Below are 19,870 nucleotides of genomic sequence, written 5' to 3'. Positions count from 1 at the left end.
AAGACGGAGCTTGCGGACAGAGGGGGTGTTGGGTGGGGTTTCATCAACCCTTTTCCGGGGGATGTTCTGGCGGGTCATGAAAAAGGGCTGTTCCGCCGGATGCGGGACAGCCCCTGAAAAGGAATGGCGGTTAAACGCCGCAGATTATTTGGAGAGCACCTTTTGGACGGCGGCAACGACGTTGTCCACGTTCATGCCGAGCTCGTCCAGAACTTGCGCTCCGGGTGCGGAGAAGCCGAAGCGGTTGATGCCCACGGCTTCGCCCTGGCAGCCCAGGTATTTCCACCAGAGGTCCGTGACGCCGGCTTCCACGGAAACCCTCTTCGCGCAGGAGGGGGGAAGCACGCTTTCCCGGTATTCGGCAGATTGCTTGTCAAAGCGGAAGAAGCTGGGCATGGAAACCACGCGGATTCCTTCTCCGGTTTTTTCCGCCGCCTTCAGGGCCAGTTCCAGTTCGGAACCGCTGGCAAGGATAATGGCCTTCAAGGTTCCCTGTTCCTTCCGGGCTACGTAGCCGCCTTTCAGCACGCCTTCCCGGCGCGTTTCCACGGGAATATTGTTCAGGGTCGCTACCTTCTGGCGGGTCAGGATGAGGGCGGTGGGGCCGTCGGCGCGCTGCATGGCGGCCATCCAGGCTCCTGCGGTTTCTTCTGGGTCCGCCGGGCGGATGACGTCCAGGTTCGGGATGACGCGGAGGCCGGAGACGGTTTCCACCGGCTGGTGGGTGGGGCCGTCTTCGCCCACGGCCACGGAATCGTGCGTCAGGATGTAGGTGACGGGCAGGCCGCTGAGGGCGGCCACGCGGATGGCGGCGCGCATGTAGTCCACAAAGACGCAGAACGTGGCGGCGCTCACGCGGAACAGGCCGTCATAGGCGATGCCGTTGCAGATGGCGGCCATGGCATGTTCACGGATGCCGAACCAGAAGTTGCGCCCTTCCGGGGTTTCCGCGGAGAAGTCCCCCGCGCCGGAAAGGTAGTTTTTATTGGAGCTGTACAGGTCCGCGCTGGTGGTCAGGAACCAGGGGTCCGCCTTGGCGATGGCGTTGATGGCGACGGCTCCGGCGGAACGCGTGGCGTCGCTGTAGTCCTGCGGGAAGGCGGGGATGGCCTTGTCCGAGTCCGCGGGATTGACGCCCCTGGCGCAGGCGCAGATGCCGGAGTCCAGTTCCGCGGCCAGTTCCGGATAAGCCCGGCGCCATTGTTCGTAGGTGGCGTTCCAGGCGTTGAAAGCTTCTTCCCGTCTGGCCTTGAGGTCCGTGAAGGCGCTGCGGACGTCTTCGGAGACGTAATAGCGTTCCCCGGCAGGAATGCCCCAGTTGGCGTGGGCTTCTTCCTGGAGCTTGGCTCCGCCTTCCCCGTGGCCCTTCGTGGTGCCTTCAATGCCGGGGATGCCTTTGCCGATTATCGTTTTGGCGATGATGAGCTGGGGCTTGCCGTTCCTGGCGTTTTTGGCGGCTTCCACCGCTTCCGCGATGGCCTTGAGGTCGTGCCCGTCGATCTGGCGCACGTCCCAGCCCAGGGCTTCATACACGGCGCGCGGGTCGGCAAGCTGGGTGCGTTCCGCGGGGGCGTCCAGCGTGATGTCGTTGGAATCGTAAATGAGAATGAGGTTGTCCAGCTTCAGGACGGCGGCCAGGGCGAGGGATTCGCGGGCCACGCCTTCCTGGAGGCAGCCGTCCCCCGTGAGGCAGAAGATGTGCTGGGTGAAGATGTCCATGCCGGGCTTGTTGAACCGAGCAGCGGCGCGCCTGGCGGAGAGAGCGAAGCCTACGGCGTTCGCAATGCCCTGTCCTAGCGGCCCCGTGGTGCATTCCACGCCTTCCGTATCCCGGAATTCCGGGTGGCCGGGCGTGATGGAGCCCTTGTGGCGGAAGCCCTTGAGGTCTTCAATGCCGATGTTGAATCCCGACAGGTGCAGCCAGCCGTAAAGGAACATGGAGCCGTGGCCGGCGGAGAGAATGAAGCGGTCACGGTTGAGCCAGCGGGGCTGCGCGGGGCAGATGTTGAGCAGATCGCCGAACAGGACGGCCCCGATTTCGGCGCACCCCAGCGGCAGGCCCAAGTGGCCGGATGCGCAGTCGTGAACGGCATCCATGGCAAGTCCCCGCGCCTGGTTGGCGGCTTTTTGGAGAAGGTCAAGATTCATGCCCGGGCAATATGAGCAGATCAGCCCCATATTGGAAGCCTAAAATGCGTCTCCGGCAACAGGGCGGAGCGGGGGAAAAGCATTGAAGATGGAAGCGCCGGGCATCTCCGGTCCGCATGCCGCGGCGCCCCCTGCGGCACATGGCCCGGCATGCGCAGGCGGTTCAGGCCATGAAGCTGCGGAGGAACGTGTTGGGCGTCCTTAGCCCATTTCTCTTTCACGGCTCCATTTGACCCCGTTTTTGATGACCTTGGCCGGGTTTCCCGCCAGAGCGGTGAATTCCTCCCGGAAGGATTTGGTGACGACCGATTGCAGGCCGACAACCGTATTTGCCGGGATGATGGCATTTTTGGTGAAGGTTGCCCCCTGCCCGATCCAGCAGTGGTCGCCGATGAGGACGCCCTGCGGCTGGTCGTTGAGCAGTTCCCCCCGTGTCGGCGTCCATCAGGCGATGGGAGTCGTTTGCCCAGATGGTGATTCCGGAAGACAGCATGCAATCGTTGCCAATGTGGCATTTGCCGCCCACAAGCATGACCGCTAATCCTTCGATGCTCGTCGAATGGCCGATGGACAGGGCGCTTCCGGATGCAGCTGCCAGAATGCTGACATTGTTCCAGTGGCTGTGCCCGGACGACGAGGAGCCGAATTCGATTTTCGCGCCGCGGACATGTTTCCAGATGTGGATGGAGATATTGTTTAAGGAGAGCGGAGCATGGAAGATGAGCGTGTTGTGCTCTCCCTCAATGTTCAGCCGGACGGACCCCGGTATCTGGTACGGCTCGACAAGCTGTTTTTCGCCGGAAGGAAGAATGAGAAAAATGCGGTTTCCTACCGGGTTTACATAACCTTCCCCTCCCGTCTTCAAACCCAGGCGGACGCGGCGCTTCTTTCTCGTTTGCGGAGAAAGAGATAGGTTGCAATAGATTGTTGCAAGAAAACGGTTCATGAGGAAAGCCCCGATTCTTCATCGAGAAAGGCACTCTCCCGGATTCTCCATTCAGGGTCAAGCGGAAAATGGCGCAATGGCCTTGGCCCCGTTGCCTGGCGGCAGCCGCCGGGAAGGCTTGGCTTCATGGGGTACGCCATGCGCCGTTTTCCAAGGCGGGGCGGTGTTCCCTGCTCCGTTTTCCCGTCCCGCGAAGGAAGGCCGCATGCAAGTTGTTTGCCTTTCCGGGATTTGAAAGAAACTTTGTTGACACCCTTGAAAAAATTAGTTTATAATAATTCTAACTAAAAGACACCATGAGTGACCAAAAGAATTTAACGACCTCCGTCGGAGCGCCCGTTCCGGATAACGAAAATGTGCTCACGGCCGGCCCCCGCGGCCCCATGCTGCTCCAGGACGTCTGGTTCCTGGAAAAGCTGGCCCATTTCGACCGGGAAGTGATCCCGGAACGGCGCATGCATGCCAAGGGCTCCGGCGCCTTCGGCACGTTTACCGTGACGGGGGACATCACCCGTTATACGAAGGCTGCCATGTTTTCCGGAATTGGCAAGAAGACCGACCTGCTGGTGCGGTTTTCCACCGTGGCCGGGGAACGGGGAGCGGCGGACGCGGAGCGCGACATCCGCGGCTTTGCCATCAAGTTTTACACGGAGGAAGGCAACTGGGACCTGGTGGGCAATAATACCCCGGTTTTCTTCCTGAGGGATCCGCTCAAGTTCCCGGACCTGAACCACGCCATCAAGCGCGACCCGCGCACCAACATGAGAAGCGCGCGGAACAACTGGGATTTCTGGACTTCCCTGCCGGAGGCTTTCCACCAGGTCACCGTCGTGATGAGCGACCGCGGCATTCCTTCCTCCTACCGCCACATGCACGGGTTCGGCAGCCATGCGTTCAGCATGCTGAACGCGGACAATGAGCGGGTATGGGTGAAGTTCCTCCTGAAAACCCAGCAGGGCATCAAGAACCTGACGGACGCGGAGGCGGAAGCGATTATCGCGAAGGACCGGGAGAGCCACCAGCGGGATTTGTATGAGAGCATTGAGCGGAAGGATTTCCCGCGCTGGACGATGTACATCCAGGTGATGACCCAGGAGCAGGCCAAGGCATGCCCCTTCAATCCGTTTGACCTGACCAAGGTATGGCCGCACGGGGATTACCCCCTCATGGAGGTGGGCGTGCTGGAACTCAACCGGAACCCGGACAACTATTTCGCCCAGATTGAGCAGGCGGCGTTCAACCCGGCCAACGTCGTTCCCGGCATCGGCTTTTCCCCGGACAAGATGCTCCAGGGGCGCCTGTTCTCCTACGGGGACGCCCAGCGGTACAGGCTGGGGGTGAACCATAACCAGATTCCGGTGAACGCCCCCCGCTGCCCGTTCCACAGTTACCACCGGGACGGCATGATGCGTGTGGACGACAATGCGGGAAGCACGCTGGGCTATGAGCCGAACAGTTACGGGGAGTGGCAGGAACAGCCGGAGTTCCGGGAACCGCCGCTGGAGCTGGACGGCGCGGCCTGGCACTGGGATTTCCGCGAGGATGACGACGATTATTATTCCCAGCCCCGCGCCCTGTTCCGGCTGATGAATCCGGAGCAGAGGGAGGCCCTGTACGGCAATACCGCCCGCGCCATGGGCGACGCGCCGGACTTTATCAAGCAGCGCCACATCGACCACTGCATGCAGTGCGACCCCGAATACGGGGAAGGAGTGGCCAAGGCCCTCGGCATGTTCAAGGGATAATCAAATTTGGGTGTTCCGGGCGGAAGTTTCTCCGGAAGGGGAGGCTTCCGCCCGTTTTTTACCCGTTTGACGCAGCCAGGGGATTGATGGCCGTGAATTCCGGCAGGCAGGACACGGAATCGTGAAATATCAGGTGCGGAGGGAGGACGGATGGAGTAATGTGGCCTGGTGGATGTGAATGTGTTGCTTTTTGATGATTTTGAGACGCTGGATGCATTCGGCCCGGTGGAAGTGCTGGGCAAAGTAGAGGAATACCGGCTGCGTTATTTTTCCGAATATGGCGGAACCGTCGCAAGTGCTCAAAAGACGGTAATTGTCACTGAACCGGCCACGGAGGCGGACGGCGGCGGAATTTTAGTGGTTCCGGGAGGAAAGGGGACCCGCCGCCTGGCGGTTTTTCCGCCTTTCCTGCATTTTCTCCGGGGCATGGCGGACGATGCGGAGTATTGCCTGTCCGTCTGCACGGGGGCCGCGCTGCTGGCCGCCTGCGGCGCGCTGGACGGCAGAAGGGCGACTTCCAACAAGAAGTCTTTTGCATGGGTGAAGTCCGTCCGCGGCGCAGTCGGCTGGGAGGAACGTGCCCGGTGGGTGGCGGACGGGAAGTTTTATACTTCTTCCGGCGTTTCCGCCGGAATGGACATGGCCCTCGGGTTTGTGAGCGACCGGTTTGGCAGGTCACGGGCGGAGGGAATAGCGGAGCAGCTCGAATACGTGTGGAATGATGACTGCACCAGGGACGTGTTCGCGCGGAAATGAGGTTTTTTCATGGCTGGAATCCCTGCGCGGCCAGCGGAACCGCGGCATTGCGGGAAGAACGCGTTTTCTGCTTTCTGTGAGGAAAGAGCCTGTTATATCATAGAGGGCAGAAGTACATGAAAATCGTAGTTAAAGTAGGAACGGGCGTTCTGACCCGTGAGAACGGGACGCTGGATGGTTCTTCCATCGTGCATCTGGTCAGCGCGCTGGCGGACCTGATGCAGCAGGGCCACCAGGTGGTGCTGGTGAGCTCCGGGGCTGTAGGGTCCGGCGTGTCCGTCCTGGGGCTGCCGTCCTATCCGCAGGAGTTGTCCCTGAAGCAGGCCTGCGCGGCCGTGGGGCAGACGCGGCTGATGCAGACGTATGAGAATCTTTTCAACCATTTTGACGTGGATGTGGCCCAGCTCCTGCTGACGGCAGAGGATTTGAAGCGCCGCCGCCACAACGTGCAGGCTACGGTGCTGCGCCTGTTTGAGTACGGAGGCATCATCCCGATCGTGAATGAGAACGATACCGTATCCGTGGAAGAGCTGAAGTTCGGGGATAACGACATTCTTTCCGTGCACATGGCGCGCCTGGTGGAGGCTGACGCGCTGTTCATCCTGACGAGCGTGGACGGCCTGTATCCCCCCGGAGGCAGCCGGGAAGCCATCATTCCCCGGGTGGAGGACGTGGATGCCGTGCTGGCGTTCGCGGAGGAGGACCGGGGCCGCTTTTCCATGGGCGGCATGAGCGCCAAGCTCCAGGCCATCCGGGAGGCCGTGAATGCGGGGACGGGCGTTTACATGCTGCACGGCCGCCATCCGGAACGCATCGCGCTGCTGCTGGAGGGGAAGGCGGAAGGAGCCGGAACGTATTTTGTACCGAAGGGATGAAGTTATGAAGATGGAGAATCCTCTTGAACCGGTGGGACGGGCCGCGCTGGCGGCTTCACGGGAGATGCTTGCCCTGGGACCGGAAGAGAAGGCGCAGGCCCTGCGCCTGATGGCCGCAGGCGTTCGGAGCGCCGCGGAAAAGATTGTCCGGGAGAACGGCCTTGATATGGAAGAGGCCCGGAAGGGCGGCCGCAATGCCGCGTTTCTGGACAGGCTTCTCCTGACGCCGGAGCGCGTGGAGCACATGGCCCGCGGCATGGAGCAGGTGGCGGCCCTCCCTGATCCCGTGGGCGAATGCATCCGGGAGTGGACGCGCCCCAACGGCCTGCATATCCGCCAGGTGCGCGTTCCCCTGGGGGTCATCGGTTTTATTTATGAGAGCCGCGGCACCGTTACCTGCGATGCCGCCGCCCTGTGCCTGAAGTCCGGGAATGCCGTCATTCTGCGCGGCGGGAGCGAGTCCCTGCGAACCAACCGGGTTCTGGCGGAGGTTCTGCGCGCCGCGCTGAAGGAGTCCGCCGTCCCCGCGGACGCCGTGCAGCTTCTTGATTCCGGCAGCCGGGATGAGGTGCGGCAGTTGTGCGAGCTGGATTCTTTCCTGAACGTGGTCATTCCCAGGGGTGGAAAGGGGCTGATCCGCGCCGTGACGGAGTACGCCAGGGTTCCCGTGCTGAAGCATCTGGACGGCGTTTGCCACGTGTATGTGGACGCCGCAGCGGATTTGAAGATGGCCGTGAACGTGCTGGACGACGCCAAGACACAGCGCCCGGGCGTTTGCAATGCGGCGGAAACCCTGCTGGTGGACGCCGCCGCGGCGGAACGGTTCCTGCCGATGGCGGCGGAGCGCATGCGCCGGCGTGCCGTGGAATGCCGCGTGTGTGAGCGGAGCAGGCCGTTTTTCGGTCCGGAGGCCGTTCCTGCGGAGGAAAGGGATTGGTCTACGGAGTATGAAGACCTGATTCTCTCCGTGAAGGTGGTGGACGGCGTCCGGGATGCCGTGGAGCATATCAACCGCTACGGTTCCCATCACAGTGATTCCATCATCACGGAGGATGGAAAGGCCCGCGATTATTTCATGAGCCGGGTGGACAGCGCGTGCGTCTACCATAATTGCTCCACGCGGTTCAGCGACGGGGAGGAATTCGGCTTCGGCGCGGAGATAGGCATCGGGACGGACAAGTTTCATGCCCGCGGGCCAATGGCTCTGCGCGAGCTGACCTCCTACAAGTACGTCATTGAAGGCAGCGGGCAGATGAAGGACCCTTCCCGGATTCCGGGGGAAGACCGCGCCTGAACAGGCACGTCCGCAATCAGAAAGGGAGCACCGCAGCATGGCCGCGATGCTCCCCGCTTGTACACACCCCTGAAGAAGTCCCGTTAGAAAGTCAGCCTGTAGCCGATGCTTCCGTTGAAACTGGTGGCGCGGCTGCGGAAGTCCGCATTGACATCCGCAAAAATGGAGCTGGTGTAACCCACCGGAATGGTGATGCCCGCGCCTGCCTGCACGCCGGTGGCTCCTTCCCTGGCTCCGTTCACGCGGAATCCTGCGCCGGGCACGCCGGCGGGCGACAGCGCTGCCGTGGTTTTCCGGTCGCCCAGGAGCTGGACAACCTGCACCCGCAGTTCACCCATGGACGCGCGGCCCGTCAGGTTGCTGGAGAGCTCTCCGCGGAGCCTCGCCCCCAGTCCCACGGTGCCGTAGGTGGAATCCATGTCGTCCACGCTCATGCCCAGGCCCCCTGATTCCGTGAAGCCGTCCATCCGGCTCTTGTACACGGAGGCGTTCACCAGGGGCTGGAACGCGGAGGTTTTATTTTCATCCAGGTACAGGTCATACGTGCCTTCATAAAAGGCGCCATAGCTGCTGCCGCTGGTGCTGCCGTGCATGGCGTACATGCCGGCTCCAGGGATGCCTGCGGTGCGGTCCAGGGAAGCGTCGTTCCATCCGTAGGTGAGGATGACGTTGTGCGCCCAGCGGCCCGACTGGATGCGGAAGAACAGATTGCCGTAGTAGGAGTCCAGGTCTCCGTTCGCCATGTAGGCGTCCAGGTCGCCATAGCTGGCGGAGAAGGCCGCTCCCCATACGAAGCTGTCGCTGCACGTTACGTCAAATCCGAAGGTGCCGCCCCAGGTGTTGAGCTTGTAGCCTGATTCGTCCATCCGGTCATCCAGTTTGCGGTAGCCGCCTTCCCCTTCAATCCAGGCGTTGAAGCAGGGCAGGTCATCGTTGATGTACTGCGGGGAGGCTCCCATCTGGGAGAGGCGGTTGCGCAGGTGGAGCACCTGGTCCCGGAGGGCTCCCTTCTGGGCGGAGTGCAGGGCGGTGACGCCGCTGCCCGCATAGGAGGAGAGGGCGGATTGAAGGGCGCCCGTGTCCCCCATGGCCTGGGCGGTGCCCACGGCATTGAGGAATTCCATCATGGCCGGGGTGATGCTTCCGGGGGAGGAGGTGACGGCCCACAGGCTGTCCACCGCGGCTCTCTGGTTTTCCGTGGAGGCGAAGTCCTTCAGCGGGCTGTCTCCCAGTTTGGTGAAGTGGACCTGGAACAGCTTGCCGTCGTCGGAGAGTATCTTGCTGATGTCATAGACGAGGTTGGCGAAGCCGGCATAAGTCAGGTTCACCATGTCCGCCGTCCAGGTTTCCCCGTTTGCCGTGGCCAGGCCGTTTTCCGCATAGAAGGCGTTGATGGTGAATTCCGGCAGGATGGCCCAGTCTCCCGCGGTACCCAGGCCGTAAATGTTGACGTTGATGGATGGGTCCGCCCCGTTGATGCGGATGGAGCCGTTTTCCGCCTTCACGGCGGCCCAGGCGTTGTCCGCGCTGCGGGCCAGCGTTTCCGTATTGACGGTGAGGTCCAGGGAAGCGCCGGAGTTCAGATCGGCCGCCACGCCGCCGTTGCTGCCGGTCAGCACGAGCTGGACCGCCCGCTGGTTGGGATTGCCGCCCAGGTACAGTTTGCCGTTGGAGGCGATGGAGAGCGTGTTGGCCGTGGTATTGTTCATCAGGGAGAGGTCCGCCGTGGCGTCCAGGCCGGAGGCGTCCCGGGTGTTGCTGCCGATGGAAATGTCCCTGTAGGTCATGGAGCCGTCCGCGGCCAGGTCCTTGTCTCCCAGGACGAGGTGGCCGCCCGCCCGGGTATGGCTGACGTCCACGCCGCCATTCCCGGAGGAAAGGATGATCTGCGTGCCTTCGCCCCGGTGGGTGATGGCTCCCGTGCCGGTGATATCCCCCTTGAAGGAGTAGGTTTTCCCGTCGTTGGAGGCCAGTTCCAGACGTCCGTTTGCCCCCAGGTGGAGCGCGCCGTTTTCCTGCTCCTGGTGGAGCCCTTCCAGCGCGATCGTGGAGCCGTCCTGCAGGCGCAGGCTGCCGCCCCCCAGATGGAGCAGCACGTCTTCGCCCAGATTGCTGTCCGTGCCCAGAATCAGGTTGCAATTGTCCAGTTTCATGGTGCCGGAGCCGGTGACGCTTGCGTGGAGCGTCAGGTCTGAAAGCGTGTCTCTGGCGATGGTGAGCAGGGCGCCCCCGTTCAGGGTGATGGAGCCGGAGCCCGCCAGATCCCCGGCGGCCAGGGAGGCGGAGTTCAGCGTCAGCGCGGCATCCTGTTCCACGTTCAGGGCGCCGGAGATGATGGAACTTTCCTTCGTGTTCTGGAGCACGAGCTCTCCCTGCTGCACGTCCAGAGCGGAGGCGGTCACGCTGCCGTCAATGGTCAGCCTCTGTTCACCGTCCTTGACGAGCTGCGCCGCTCCTTCAATGGAGCCCGCATAAGCGGTGTTGCCTGGTTTGTCCGGATCTGCGGAGGTTTCATTCAGCAGCGTGATGATCACGTCGCTGTCCGTTCCCGTGTTCACGACGGCACCGGCTTCCGTGCCGGCCAGATAGCGGATGGTGGTTGTTTTGTCTTCCGGCGCAGTGGCCGCGGACAGGTCGATGTTCAGCGTTCCGTTGTTGGTGACGCTGGGGGTTGCCCCCAGGGTGCTGGCGGAGGTGACGTTTTTGGAAGCTCCCTTGTCAATGACCATGGCGTCCAGCTGGCCGAAGGAGATGATTACCTGGCCGCCTTCCGTCCGGGTAATGTCCCACGCCATGCCGTTGTATTCGCTCAGCGTGATGTGGTTGGTATCCGCGTGCAGGGCGGCGTTGGTGACGTGGAAGGCGTAGTCCCCCGGAGCGGCGAGCAGCGCCACGGCATCCGCCGTCAGCGTCAGGGTCAGGTTCCCCAGGGTCAGAGTGGAATTAGCCGCGTCATTGAACTGGATGATTCCCGTGCCGTCCGCGCCCATGTTGGCGGCGGAAAGCCTCAATTGCGTGTCGGAGCCGGACAGGTCCGCATGGCCCGTCAGGCCGGAAATGGTTCCTGTGCCGCTGCCCATGTTGATGGAGTTCAGCTTGCTTCCGTCCAGTCCGCCCAGGTTGACGTTCCCGGTGATGCCGGAGACGGAGACGCTCCCGGCTCCCAGTCCCGCCGTATTGGCGAGCGCCCCCGCAGAGATGGATATTTTTCCGGAGACGGCCTGCCCGGCCAGGTCCAGCGTTCCTCCTTCCACCCAATAGGTTCCGGTTCCGGTGTCTGCGGATTTGAGGGTCAGGTTGTGCGAGGTGCGAATCGTGCCGTTGTTGGTGATGTCCAGCGTGGCTCCCTGGGCCTGGTTGAACCGGAGGGCGGAGCCTGCATCCACGGTCAGGGAGGCAACCGTATTGCCCAGGGCCTTGTCCAGCGCAAGGTCCGAATTTCCGGTGACCTGCACCTTGTCAAAGTTCTGGAGCGTTCCGAGGAAGCTGGTAGTGTAGTGGTCGAAGACGAGCTTCTTCTCCCCGTTCACTGTTCCTCCCCCCTTGCCGTCGATGGTGCCGGCGTATTTGTCAAATTTGTGTTCGGAACCGTCTCCGGTGGTGGCGGCAATGTCCTTCAGGGTGATGGCGGTGCCTCCGTTGATGGTGCCGCTGGCCTTGTTGCCGCCGCACAGGAGCGTCCATGTCCAGTTGTCCCCGTCAGCCTTGCCCAGAATGGCGTCCGTGCCCGTGACGGTCAGGCTGGTTCCCTGGGAGATGGTGCCGTCCGTTTTGTTCCCGGCGTAGATTTCGTTCATGAACGTTCCGCCGTTGATGTAAAGGGAGGTGGAGCCGGAGATGGTTTTGTTTCCCGTGTAAAGGCCGCCGAAAATGCGGTGGGAGAACACGCCGTCATTGAACACCATGGTGATGTCCCCGTTCACGGCGGTGGCGTAGGCTCCCGCCACGGAGGTGCGGTTCGCCTCCCCGTTGGTGAAGGAGGTGTCATAGGTCCCGGTGGAGGAGGAGAATTCCAGGTAAATATCCCCGTGGACGGTGCCCCCGTTAACAGTGCCGAATACCGTGGATTTGCCAATGGCCCCTTCCGCCAGGCGCAGGTGGATGTCCCCGTACAGGTCGCCCAACGTGTGGCCTCCTATCCAGCCGTTATCGCTGCTGACGCCTTCCCCCAGCGTCACCCACAGGTCCTGGCGGCTGTCCGCGCTGCCATAGGCCCCGTTGTTGGCGTAAATGAATTTGGTGCTTCCCGTTCCCGTGATGCTGGCGATGTTGGAGTTGGTGCCGTTGCGGGCATTATACGTGGCATTGGCCCCGGCTGTAGCCACGGCGGTGGCGGCTGCGCCCGTTGTCCATTCGATCATGCCCGGCTTGAGGGCGGAGGAAGCTCCGCCGTTTGCCAGATAAAGGGCTTCCGGCCCGGTGATGCCGCTGGTGGAGGGCGCGTAGGAGAGGGAGCCGTCCAGAGCCAGGTTGGACAGGATGGCGTCCAGCGTGCCGGAATAGCTGAAGGTAAGGCCGGAGGAGCTGCCCCCCGCCGCCGTCTGCGCCTCCCCGATGAGGACGTCCCCCAGCCAGATGTAGTAGCCCGCGTTCAGGCCGTGGGCGTTGTCCCCCGCCACGTAGGCCACGCGGATGGAATCCGCATTGGCGGACATGTCCCTGGAGTACAGGATGGTGCTGCCCCACTGGATGTCCGCTTCATTGACGTTCAGCGTTCCGTTGCCCAGATTCAGGGAGAAGTTGTTCGTGGTGTCCCAGCCGCCCGTGGCGCCGTTGCCCAGGCGCAGGGTGAAATCCACCGTGTAGCCCTTGTCCTGCCCTTGGGAGGATCCCCAGTTGTAAGTGAGGGTGCTGCTGCCGGATTTGTTGAAGTTGATCGTGTTGTTGGAGATGGTGACGTTATTGGCGGTAAAGCCCTTGGCCGTCAGCGTCTGCTGGGTGATGGAGGGCGTCTGGCCGAAGTTGACGCCCAGTTCGTGGGCGGCTTTCCTTTCCTGCCCGGCGGACCGGCCCGCGTACCCCATGCCCTTGGCCAGGTTGCCCGCCATCAGCAGGTCCCCCTGGGCGTTCGGGTGCAGGCCGTCCGCCGTGGGATTGTGGAACATGGAGCGCACCCCGTAGAAAGGGGTGGAGGAGGCCACGTCAATGATGCCCGCATTGATGTCAATGACTTTGACGCCGTTGGCGGCGTTTTCTGCGCCCCATTCTTTCAGGGATTCGTTGTAGGTGGCTACGGCCTGGTGCGTTTCAGCCAGGTTCCCGTTGGAATGCTGCGTCCAGCAGGGGATGGTCATCACCAGAATGCTTGCGTGGCTGTTGGCGGTGCGGATGGAGGAGACGATGGAATCCATGTCGCTCAGCAGAAGGTAGGTGACCCCGTCCAGCCGCAGGTGCAGCGTACTGTTGTTGTTGTCGGAAAGGAGGTCGTTGGTGCCGGCGAGCAGGAAAAACGTGTCCGGCGTGTCGGCCCCGGTAAAGGTCTGGCCCGTGTAGGTTCCCCCCTGGGTTTTTTCCGTGCTCAGGCCCAGCCAGTTCTTGATGTTGGAGCCGTCAAACCGCCCGTAGCTGCTGCTGTTCGTCCTGCCGGCGATTTCATAGGTCCGCGCGCTGGCCGCGGAGGAATGGAGATTCTGGAAAATCCTGCCGCCGTAGGAGGTTCCCGCGGCCACTCCGCCGCTGTAGTTGCCGGTCATAATACCTTTTTCGGTATAGCTGATGCCGTTGTCTGCAAAAATTTTGTGCATGGCCCAGCGCCAGGAGCCGCTGTTGACGCCATGGGTGATGGAGTCCCCTACGTACATGACGTTGCCAAGGTTTCCGTCTGAAACAGAGGCGGAGGCCACAGTAGAGAACAGGACGCTGCATGCAAGCAGGACGGACCTTAGGGAGAGGGGTAATCTTAAACGCATATTCTAGCAGTATGCGAATTAGGAATCCGGCCTCAACTCAAAATGTTGAAGTTTAAAGTATTATAAAATTTAATACATTGAGGTTGAAACTATTGCCCCGGGTCTGGTCTTTTTAGGGCTTGCTTTTTTCCCTGATTTTTGCAGGGCTTGGGATTTGCTGTGTTTTTAGCAGTAACTGACGGATTCCTAATCCGTTGCAGGATTAGTCACAAAGGCACTGGTTCATGTCCAGCGCAGGGTTGTCTGGAATGGAGTCATTGACGATGACGGCGGGAACGCCCGCCACCGTGGTATGGGGAGGGACGTTTTCCAGGACGACGGAGCAGGCGGCGATTTTGGCGCAGGCACCGATGGTGACCCTGCCCAGGATTTTGGCCCCCGCGCCGATCAGGACGCCGGATTCCACAATGGGGTGCCGGTCTCCTTCCTCCTTGCCCGTGCCGCCCAGCGTTACTTCATGCAGGATGGAGACATTGTCGCGGATGATGGCGGTTTCCCCCACTACAAAGCTGGTGGCGTGGTCCAGCAGGATGCCGCAGCCGATGGTGGCCGCCGGGTGGATGTCCACCGCAAAGACTTCGCTGGCCAGGCTCTGGAACTGAAGGGCCATGATGGTGCGGCCGTGCTGCCACAGCCAGTGGGAGATGCGGTACGTGGTGATGGCGTGGAACCCCTTGTAGAAGAGCAGGGGTTCCAGCGGCGTGCGGCAGGCGGGGTCCCGGTCCACGATGGCGATCAGGTCGTTGGCGATCTGGCTGAGGATGTTCTGGTTTTCCGCCAGCGCCTCCCGGATGAGGGGTTCGATCAGTTCCCGCGGCATGTCCCGGCGGGAGAGCTTGCGCGCCAGCCGGGCAGAGATGGAGGTGGCCAGGGAATTGCGGGACAGGCAGACGTCGTCCAGAATGCCGCGCATGGCGGGTTCTTCCTCAGCCGCCTCGCGGGCGCATTCCACCACCCAGTCCCATACTCCGTTGATGATGCATTCGCAGTTGGTGCACTGCCGGAGTTTTGAGCGTTTCAGGCTGGTCATGGCGGAAGAAGGTGGAAAGGCAAAAGGAGCCGCCTTTCCCGAAGGGGAAGGCTGCACCCCCACAAGTACCAGAGTACGGCGGATTTGAGAACCGGAAAGTACGTCCTATGCCCAGCCGGGCATGACCTGCCTCCGTCAGCCGAAGATGACGTGCACGATGTCCATGCACCAGGCGTCCACGGACCACGGGCCGGGACCGGTCAGCAGCAGCGCCAGGGCGGAGCCGGCATAGAGCAGGTGGAATTCCACGCCTTCCCCGGCTTTTTTCCCGGACCAGTTGGCAAAGTAGCCGTTTTTAACGTGCTTGGTCATGGCGACGGCCATCATGATGATGACCGCGAGCGCAGCTATCCTGGTGAAGACGCCCAGCACCAGGCAGATGGGGGCGAAGAATTCCGTCAGCATGGCCACCTTGGCCAGGAAGGGGGGAATGCCCATTTTTTCCGTGAAGGCCTGGTACGTGCCGTCCCAGCCCGCTCCCCCGAACCAGCCCAGCACTTTCTGGGCTCCGTGCGGCCACAGGATCAGGGCCAGCGTCAGCCGAAGGACCAGCAACCCCCACGCCGCCGCAATAATGGTAATGGAATCAATGGTGTCCATGAATTTGAAATGGTTGAAGAAAAGACCCTTTTATTCCATGGGACGTTCATTTCCGGGCATGGAAAAGGCCGGAAAAGGAGGTCATTTCCTCCCTCTCCGGCCCTTGAAGTCAGGATGGCGCGTCCGTTACCGGGGAATGGAATGGTAAAGCTGTTCCAGCGCCAGCACGCAGTAGGAGGTCACCAGGACGGGGTCCGCCTCCCACCAGCGGTTGTTGGTGTTTACCCAGGAGCCGTCGCTCTTCTGGATGGAGATGAGCTTGTTGGCCAGTTCGTCACGCCAGTCCACCTTGCGGCCGTCTTCCAGCGTCAGGGTGTCTATTCCCATGGCGCTGAGAGCCTTGGACATGGCCTGGTAGTAGTAGTACAGGCCCTGGACGCCCATGCCGGGGTTTTCATCCAGGTTGTAGCTGTTTTCCAGCCATTTGAGGGCCAGCTTGACGCGGGGGTCGTTCTTGTCCACATTGGCGTAAATGAGGGATTGCATGCCCGCGTACGTCATGCTGCCGTAGGCCCTGGGCGGTTCCGCCTTGTCAAACGCGGCGCTTTTGCTGTCCCTGGCGCTGGCGACGCCCGGGCGGTACACGAAGCCGCCGAGCTGGGATTTGTCACTGGAGACCCAGGGTTCCTTGTTGACGGCTGGGTTCTGCTGGCAGCGGTTAATGAATTCCGTGGCGGCGTTCCAGTCCAGGTCGGGCTGTTCCCCGTATTTGCCGTCCTTGGCGAGCTTCTGGGAGTAGTAAATGGCTTCCAGGGCTAGGGAGGTGTTGGAAAGGTCCGCAATGGGAGGGGCCTTTTTGTCCCCGTAGCCGATGCCGCCGTTGTAGGGGTTGTCCGGAGCGAAGTGGTTCTGCTGCTTGATGAGGTAGGCGCGGCCCTTGAGGATGGCGGGGGCATATTCCTCCTTGTTGGCGGCCAGCAGGGCCATCATGCACACCGCGGTGTTGTAGGAGGACATGCCGCGGTTGAAGATGGAGCCGTCCTCCTTCTGGGATTTCAGGACGAAGTCATACCCCTTCCGGATGTATTCCGGGATGGGCTTGCCCTGGTTGGCGGGGTCGCGCATGTAGGCGGTGACCGCTAGGGCCGTCAGGGCCGGATAGGACGGCTGCGCCCAGTAGCCTTCCGGGTTCTGCTTGCTTTTCAGGTATTCGTTCCCTTTTTCAATGGCGCGCAGGATTTCCTGGCTGATGGAGGCGTATTTGGAGGCGGCCGCTTCTCCGGGAACGGCCGTCACGGTGGTCTGGCTGAAGGCGGCTGTGCCCAGCGCGGCGGCCAGCGTTAATGAAAGTGCGGATTTGAACATAATGTGCTATTGCTTGGGTTGAACCGGTTTCTGGGAGATGGTGACGGTGACGTTCGTGCCGGGGGGCAGGTTTTTCTTCGGGTTGACGATCCAGCCCGTGTCGTTGACGCCGTCATGAAAGTCGCCGATGTAGTTGATGGGGGAGGTGCGGCTCGCGAAGATGGAAATTACTTCTCCGCTCAGGCTGGCCTGGTAGGCCCCTTCGTAAAAGAAGGAGTTGGTGTAAAGCCAGTCATTGGGGTCCAGCCCCTTGCGGGTCTGGGAGTTCACGACCATGTCGGAAAAGTCGCTCTTCTGCTCCTTGCCGTTTTCCGTGTAGGTCATGGCGACCTGCACGTAGGAGTCCGCATAGTCCGCGGGCTTGGGCTCCGTGAAGGGGAGCCATTCAAAGTTTTCATCCCGCACCGGGAAGAATTTTTCAAAGCGGTGGAATTTGAGCAGCGTCATGCCCAGGCTGATGTGCAGGGGGTCCGCCTCCGTCACCAGCAGGGATTCATGCAGTTTGCCGTTGGGCATGCAGCAGATATATTCCAGAATGCCCTCCTGCATGTTGACCTGCGCCTGGAAGCTGACGGTGCGTTCCTTGTGGTTCACGATCACGTTGCCTATCTTGATGCGGTGCTCGTCCAGGGGTTCGAATTTGGGTACCGTCTTGCCGTCCGGCAGGGGGACCTCCCGGGGGGCTTCCTCCGGTGCGGACGCATCCGGATCTCCCGCCGGGGCGGAAACGTCCTGCGCATGGGCAAAGCCCCAGGAGCAGGCAAGCAGGGTGATCGTAAATTTCAGGAACATGTTTATGGAAATTAGATTGTGAAAATGAAAGCTTCCGTTCAATGAAAAAGGCATCCGTGATTGATTTGTTACTTTTGAATCACGGATGCCTGGAAGGAATGATGGAGGGAGCCTAAACCAGTTTCAGCCTGGCAAGGTCCTGAAGGTCGACGATGCCCACGGGAGTCATTTCCGCGTTGAGCACCACCAGGTCGTCAATGTGGCGGTTGCTGACGGCTTTCACCGCCTCGGCGGCCAGGTCGTCTTCCATCACATAGATGGGGTTGCGGGTCATGAGGCCGCTGACGGGCTGCTCCCCGATGAGGGGATTGGCACCGTACGCCCGGACGAAGTCTCCGTGGGTGAAGATGCCGGCCAGCTTGTTGTCCGCCGTCAGCAGGATGCAGGCGCCGGTGTGGGCGGTGGTCATCGCCTTCAGGCAGTCGTTCACGGAGGCGGTTTCCGGAAGGATGGCCATTTCCTCCCCCCGGCGCATGATGTCGCTCACCTTGGTGAGCAGCGCGCGGCCCAGGGAGCCGCCGGGGTGGCGTTTGGCGAAGTCCCGCGCGGTGAAGTGGCGCGCTTCCACCAGGGCCATGGCAAGGGCGTCCCCCATGACGAGCATGGCCGTGGTGCTGGAGGTGGGGGCCAGGTTCAGCGGGCAGGCTTCCCGGGAAACGCCCGTGTCCAGCACGATGTCCGAGTATTTGGCCAGGGAGGAGGCCGTATTGCCCGTCATGGAAATGATGGGCAGTTCAAAGCGTTTGATGAAAGGGAGCAGGGCCAGCAGTTCCGAGGTTTCACCGGAGAAGGACATCGCGATGCAGACATCGCCGTCCTGGACGATGCCCAGGTCCCCGTGCAGGGCGTTCAGGGAATCCAGCAGGACGGTGGGCGTTCCGGTGGAGTTCAGGGTGGCGACGATTTTGGCTCCGATGTTGCCGGATTTGCCTACGCCTACGATGACGATCTTGTTGCCGCGGTCCAGGGCTTGGGACATGAGTTCCACAGCCTGGTTGAAATTGTCATCCAGCCGGGACAGGACGCCGCGCAGCTCTTCAATCTCCATTTCAAAAACGGATTTGGCGCGTGTTAAATGATTCATATCTGGCGGGAATGATGCCAGATGCCCCCATGGCCGTCAATTTTTCATTGCGGCTCCGCGGTCCCCGTTTTTCCGGCACCTGCACGCGGGATTGGCTGCCAGCGGAATGGTGGTGAAGCGCATGCGCCGCGTGTCTGCGGAGAGCATGGCTCCCACCAGCGGAGAGGGAATGCCGGCCAGGTATTTCAGGGCTTCCATGGCCTGGATGCAGCCGATGATGCCCGCATGCGCGCCCAGGATGCCGGCGGCGGAGGCGGTGTCTTTCTCCTGCATGGGCGTGTCTGCCGGGAAGAGGCAGCGGTAGCACGCGGTGCCCTGGTGGGGGGCGAAGACGGCCACCTGGCCGATGAAGCCTTTCACGGCTCCGTGCACCAGCGGCAGGCGCAGGGCGCAGGCGGCGTCCGCCATGGCGAAGCGCGCCGCGTAGTTGTCCGAGGCGTCCAGGACCAGGTCGCACCCTTCCAGCAGGGAAACGGCGTTGTCCGGGGTGAGCCGCCTGTGGACCGTGTTGATGTGGACGGAAGGGTTCAGGGCGTACAGGCGCCTGGCGGCGCTGGCGGTCTTGGCCGTTCCCGCCGCATCCGTGGCATGCAGGATCTGCCGCTGGAGGTTGGAAAGGCAGACCTCGTCCGGGTCGATCAGGGTCAGCCGCCCCACGCCCGCGGCGGCAAGATAAAGGGCCGCGGGGGAGCCAAGCCCCCCGAGGCCCGTCAGGGCGACGTGCGCCCGTTTGAGTTTTTGCTGGCCTTGTTCGCCCAGTTCCGGAAGGGAAAGATGCCTTGCGTACCGTTCGGTTTCTTCCTGGGTGAGGGTCATTGCTGTCGTCGGGATTAACGGCGGGCGGAGTTGCCGCTGAAGGCGTACAGGAGCAACGTCCATCCGGAGAAGATCAGTTCCACTGCGATCAGGGTGCCGATGAACCAGGCCGTGGATTCAGGCCAGCCGAAGATGACCATGAGGCCCAGGATCAGCGTGATGATCACGTTGAAGAGCCGCCAGCCGCTGGCGGGCAGGGAACGGGTCTGGAGCCAGATGGCCCCCTGGAAGACGGCGGCGATGACCAGGCCCCACCCGATGATGAGCGTGGTGATGGCCAGGGAAATATTGGGGTCCCGGAACAGGAACCAGCCGGCGATGCCGTACAGGATGGCCGTCACCAGGTTCCACCAGCGGGAGGACGGGACGGTGAAGACCTGGACCAGCCGGACGACGGCCAGGATCATCAGCATGATGCCGATCACCCAGATGAAGCTGGCCCCGACAATCCAGGGAGAGGCCAGGGCGATGAAGCCAAGAAATAGCTCGATGACGCCAAGGATACCCATCCACCATGAGTTGCCGGATACCGCGGAGCTGCTGACTTGAGGTTGAGTTGTCATATGGCGG

The 19,870-nt window shown here is 61.8% G+C and carries 14 protein-coding genes; 4 read left to right on the top strand and 10 right to left on the bottom strand.

Annotated elements, in window-relative coordinates; genetic code table 11:
• Window positions 1-144 precede the first annotated feature (144 nt).
• Window positions 145-2,148, bottom strand: a complete 2,004-nt coding sequence (gene tkt, locus HJW02_RS07945) for a transketolase (RefSeq protein ID WP_240454352.1) — start codon at window positions 2,146-2,148, stop codon at window positions 145-147.
• 217 nt (window positions 2,149-2,365) lie between these two features.
• On the bottom strand, window positions 2,366-3,094 hold the full coding sequence (locus HJW02_RS07940) for a hypothetical protein (protein WP_156340766.1): 729 nt from the start codon (window positions 3,092-3,094) through the stop codon (window positions 2,366-2,368).
• Between the two features lie 296 nt (window positions 3,095-3,390).
• On the opposite strand from HJW02_RS07940, the gene HJW02_RS07935 reads away from it, so the two are divergent.
• The 4 genes from HJW02_RS07935 (at window position 3,391) to HJW02_RS07920 (ending at window position 7,764) form a co-directional block, all read left to right on the top strand.
• On the top strand, window positions 3,391-4,839 hold the full coding sequence (locus HJW02_RS07935) for a catalase (protein WP_102722682.1): 1,449 nt from the start codon (window positions 3,391-3,393) through the stop codon (window positions 4,837-4,839).
• A 168-nt stretch (window positions 4,840-5,007) separates the two neighbouring features.
• Window positions 5,008-5,595 (top strand): DJ-1/PfpI family protein, encoded by a 588-nt coding sequence (locus tag HJW02_RS07930; protein ID WP_102722683.1) that lies wholly within the window; start codon window positions 5,008-5,010, stop codon window positions 5,593-5,595.
• A 116-nt stretch (window positions 5,596-5,711) separates the two neighbouring features.
• Window positions 5,712-6,470, top strand: coding sequence for a glutamate 5-kinase (gene proB, locus HJW02_RS07925; protein WP_022397567.1), 759 nt, complete (start codon window positions 5,712-5,714; stop codon window positions 6,468-6,470).
• A 10-nt stretch (window positions 6,471-6,480) separates the two neighbouring features.
• Window positions 6,481-7,764 (top strand): glutamate-5-semialdehyde dehydrogenase, encoded by a 1,284-nt coding sequence (locus HJW02_RS07920; protein ID WP_240454351.1) that lies wholly within the window; start codon window positions 6,481-6,483, stop codon window positions 7,762-7,764.
• Window positions 7,765-7,847: 83 nt separating this feature from the next.
• Here HJW02_RS07920 and HJW02_RS07915 read toward each other — a convergent pair whose 3' ends face one another.
• The 8 genes from HJW02_RS07915 to HJW02_RS07880 form a co-directional block, all read right to left on the bottom strand.
• A complete protein-coding gene (locus HJW02_RS07915; protein WP_208050626.1) occupies window positions 7,848-13,565 on the bottom strand; it encodes an autotransporter domain-containing protein in 5,718 nt (1,905 codons plus the stop codon).
• A gap of 310 nt (window positions 13,566-13,875) precedes the next feature.
• Window positions 13,876-14,703: a serine O-acetyltransferase gene (gene cysE / locus HJW02_RS07910; protein ID WP_022397562.1), complete on the bottom strand. Its 828-nt coding sequence runs from the start codon at window positions 14,701-14,703 to the stop codon at window positions 13,876-13,878.
• A gap of 135 nt (window positions 14,704-14,838) precedes the next feature.
• Window positions 14,839-15,303 carry a DoxX family protein gene (locus tag HJW02_RS07905; RefSeq protein ID WP_022397561.1) on the bottom strand — a complete coding sequence of 155 codons (465 nt, stop codon included), beginning with the start codon at window positions 15,301-15,303 and terminating at the stop codon, window positions 14,839-14,841.
• Between the two features lie 126 nt (window positions 15,304-15,429).
• A complete protein-coding gene (locus HJW02_RS07900) occupies window positions 15,430-16,608 on the bottom strand; it encodes a prenyltransferase/squalene oxidase repeat-containing protein (protein ID WP_102722686.1) in 1,179 nt (392 codons plus the stop codon).
• A 6-nt stretch (window positions 16,609-16,614) separates the two neighbouring features.
• Window positions 16,615-17,400 (bottom strand): YdjY domain-containing protein, encoded by a 786-nt coding sequence (locus HJW02_RS07895; RefSeq protein ID WP_102722687.1) that lies wholly within the window; start codon window positions 17,398-17,400, stop codon window positions 16,615-16,617.
• Between the two features lie 112 nt (window positions 17,401-17,512).
• Window positions 17,513-18,484: a KpsF/GutQ family sugar-phosphate isomerase gene (locus HJW02_RS07890; RefSeq protein ID WP_022397558.1), complete on the bottom strand. Its 972-nt coding sequence runs from the start codon at window positions 18,482-18,484 to the stop codon at window positions 17,513-17,515.
• A 36-nt stretch (window positions 18,485-18,520) separates the two neighbouring features.
• A complete protein-coding gene (locus HJW02_RS07885; protein WP_022397557.1) occupies window positions 18,521-19,300 on the bottom strand; it encodes a HesA/MoeB/ThiF family protein in 780 nt (259 codons plus the stop codon).
• Window positions 19,301-19,314: 14 nt separating this feature from the next.
• On the bottom strand, window positions 19,315-19,863 hold the full coding sequence (locus HJW02_RS07880; protein WP_102722689.1) for a DUF308 domain-containing protein: 549 nt from the start codon (window positions 19,861-19,863) through the stop codon (window positions 19,315-19,317).
• Window positions 19,864-19,870 lie beyond the last annotated feature (7 nt).

Source organism: Akkermansia sp. GGCC_0220, assembly GCF_017566105.1.
Classification (GTDB): Bacteria; Verrucomicrobiota; Verrucomicrobiia; order Verrucomicrobiales; family Akkermansiaceae; genus Akkermansia; species Akkermansia massiliensis.
The sequence above is the reverse complement of the archived record's forward strand: the minus strand, read 5'-3'. Positions and strand labels throughout refer to the sequence as shown.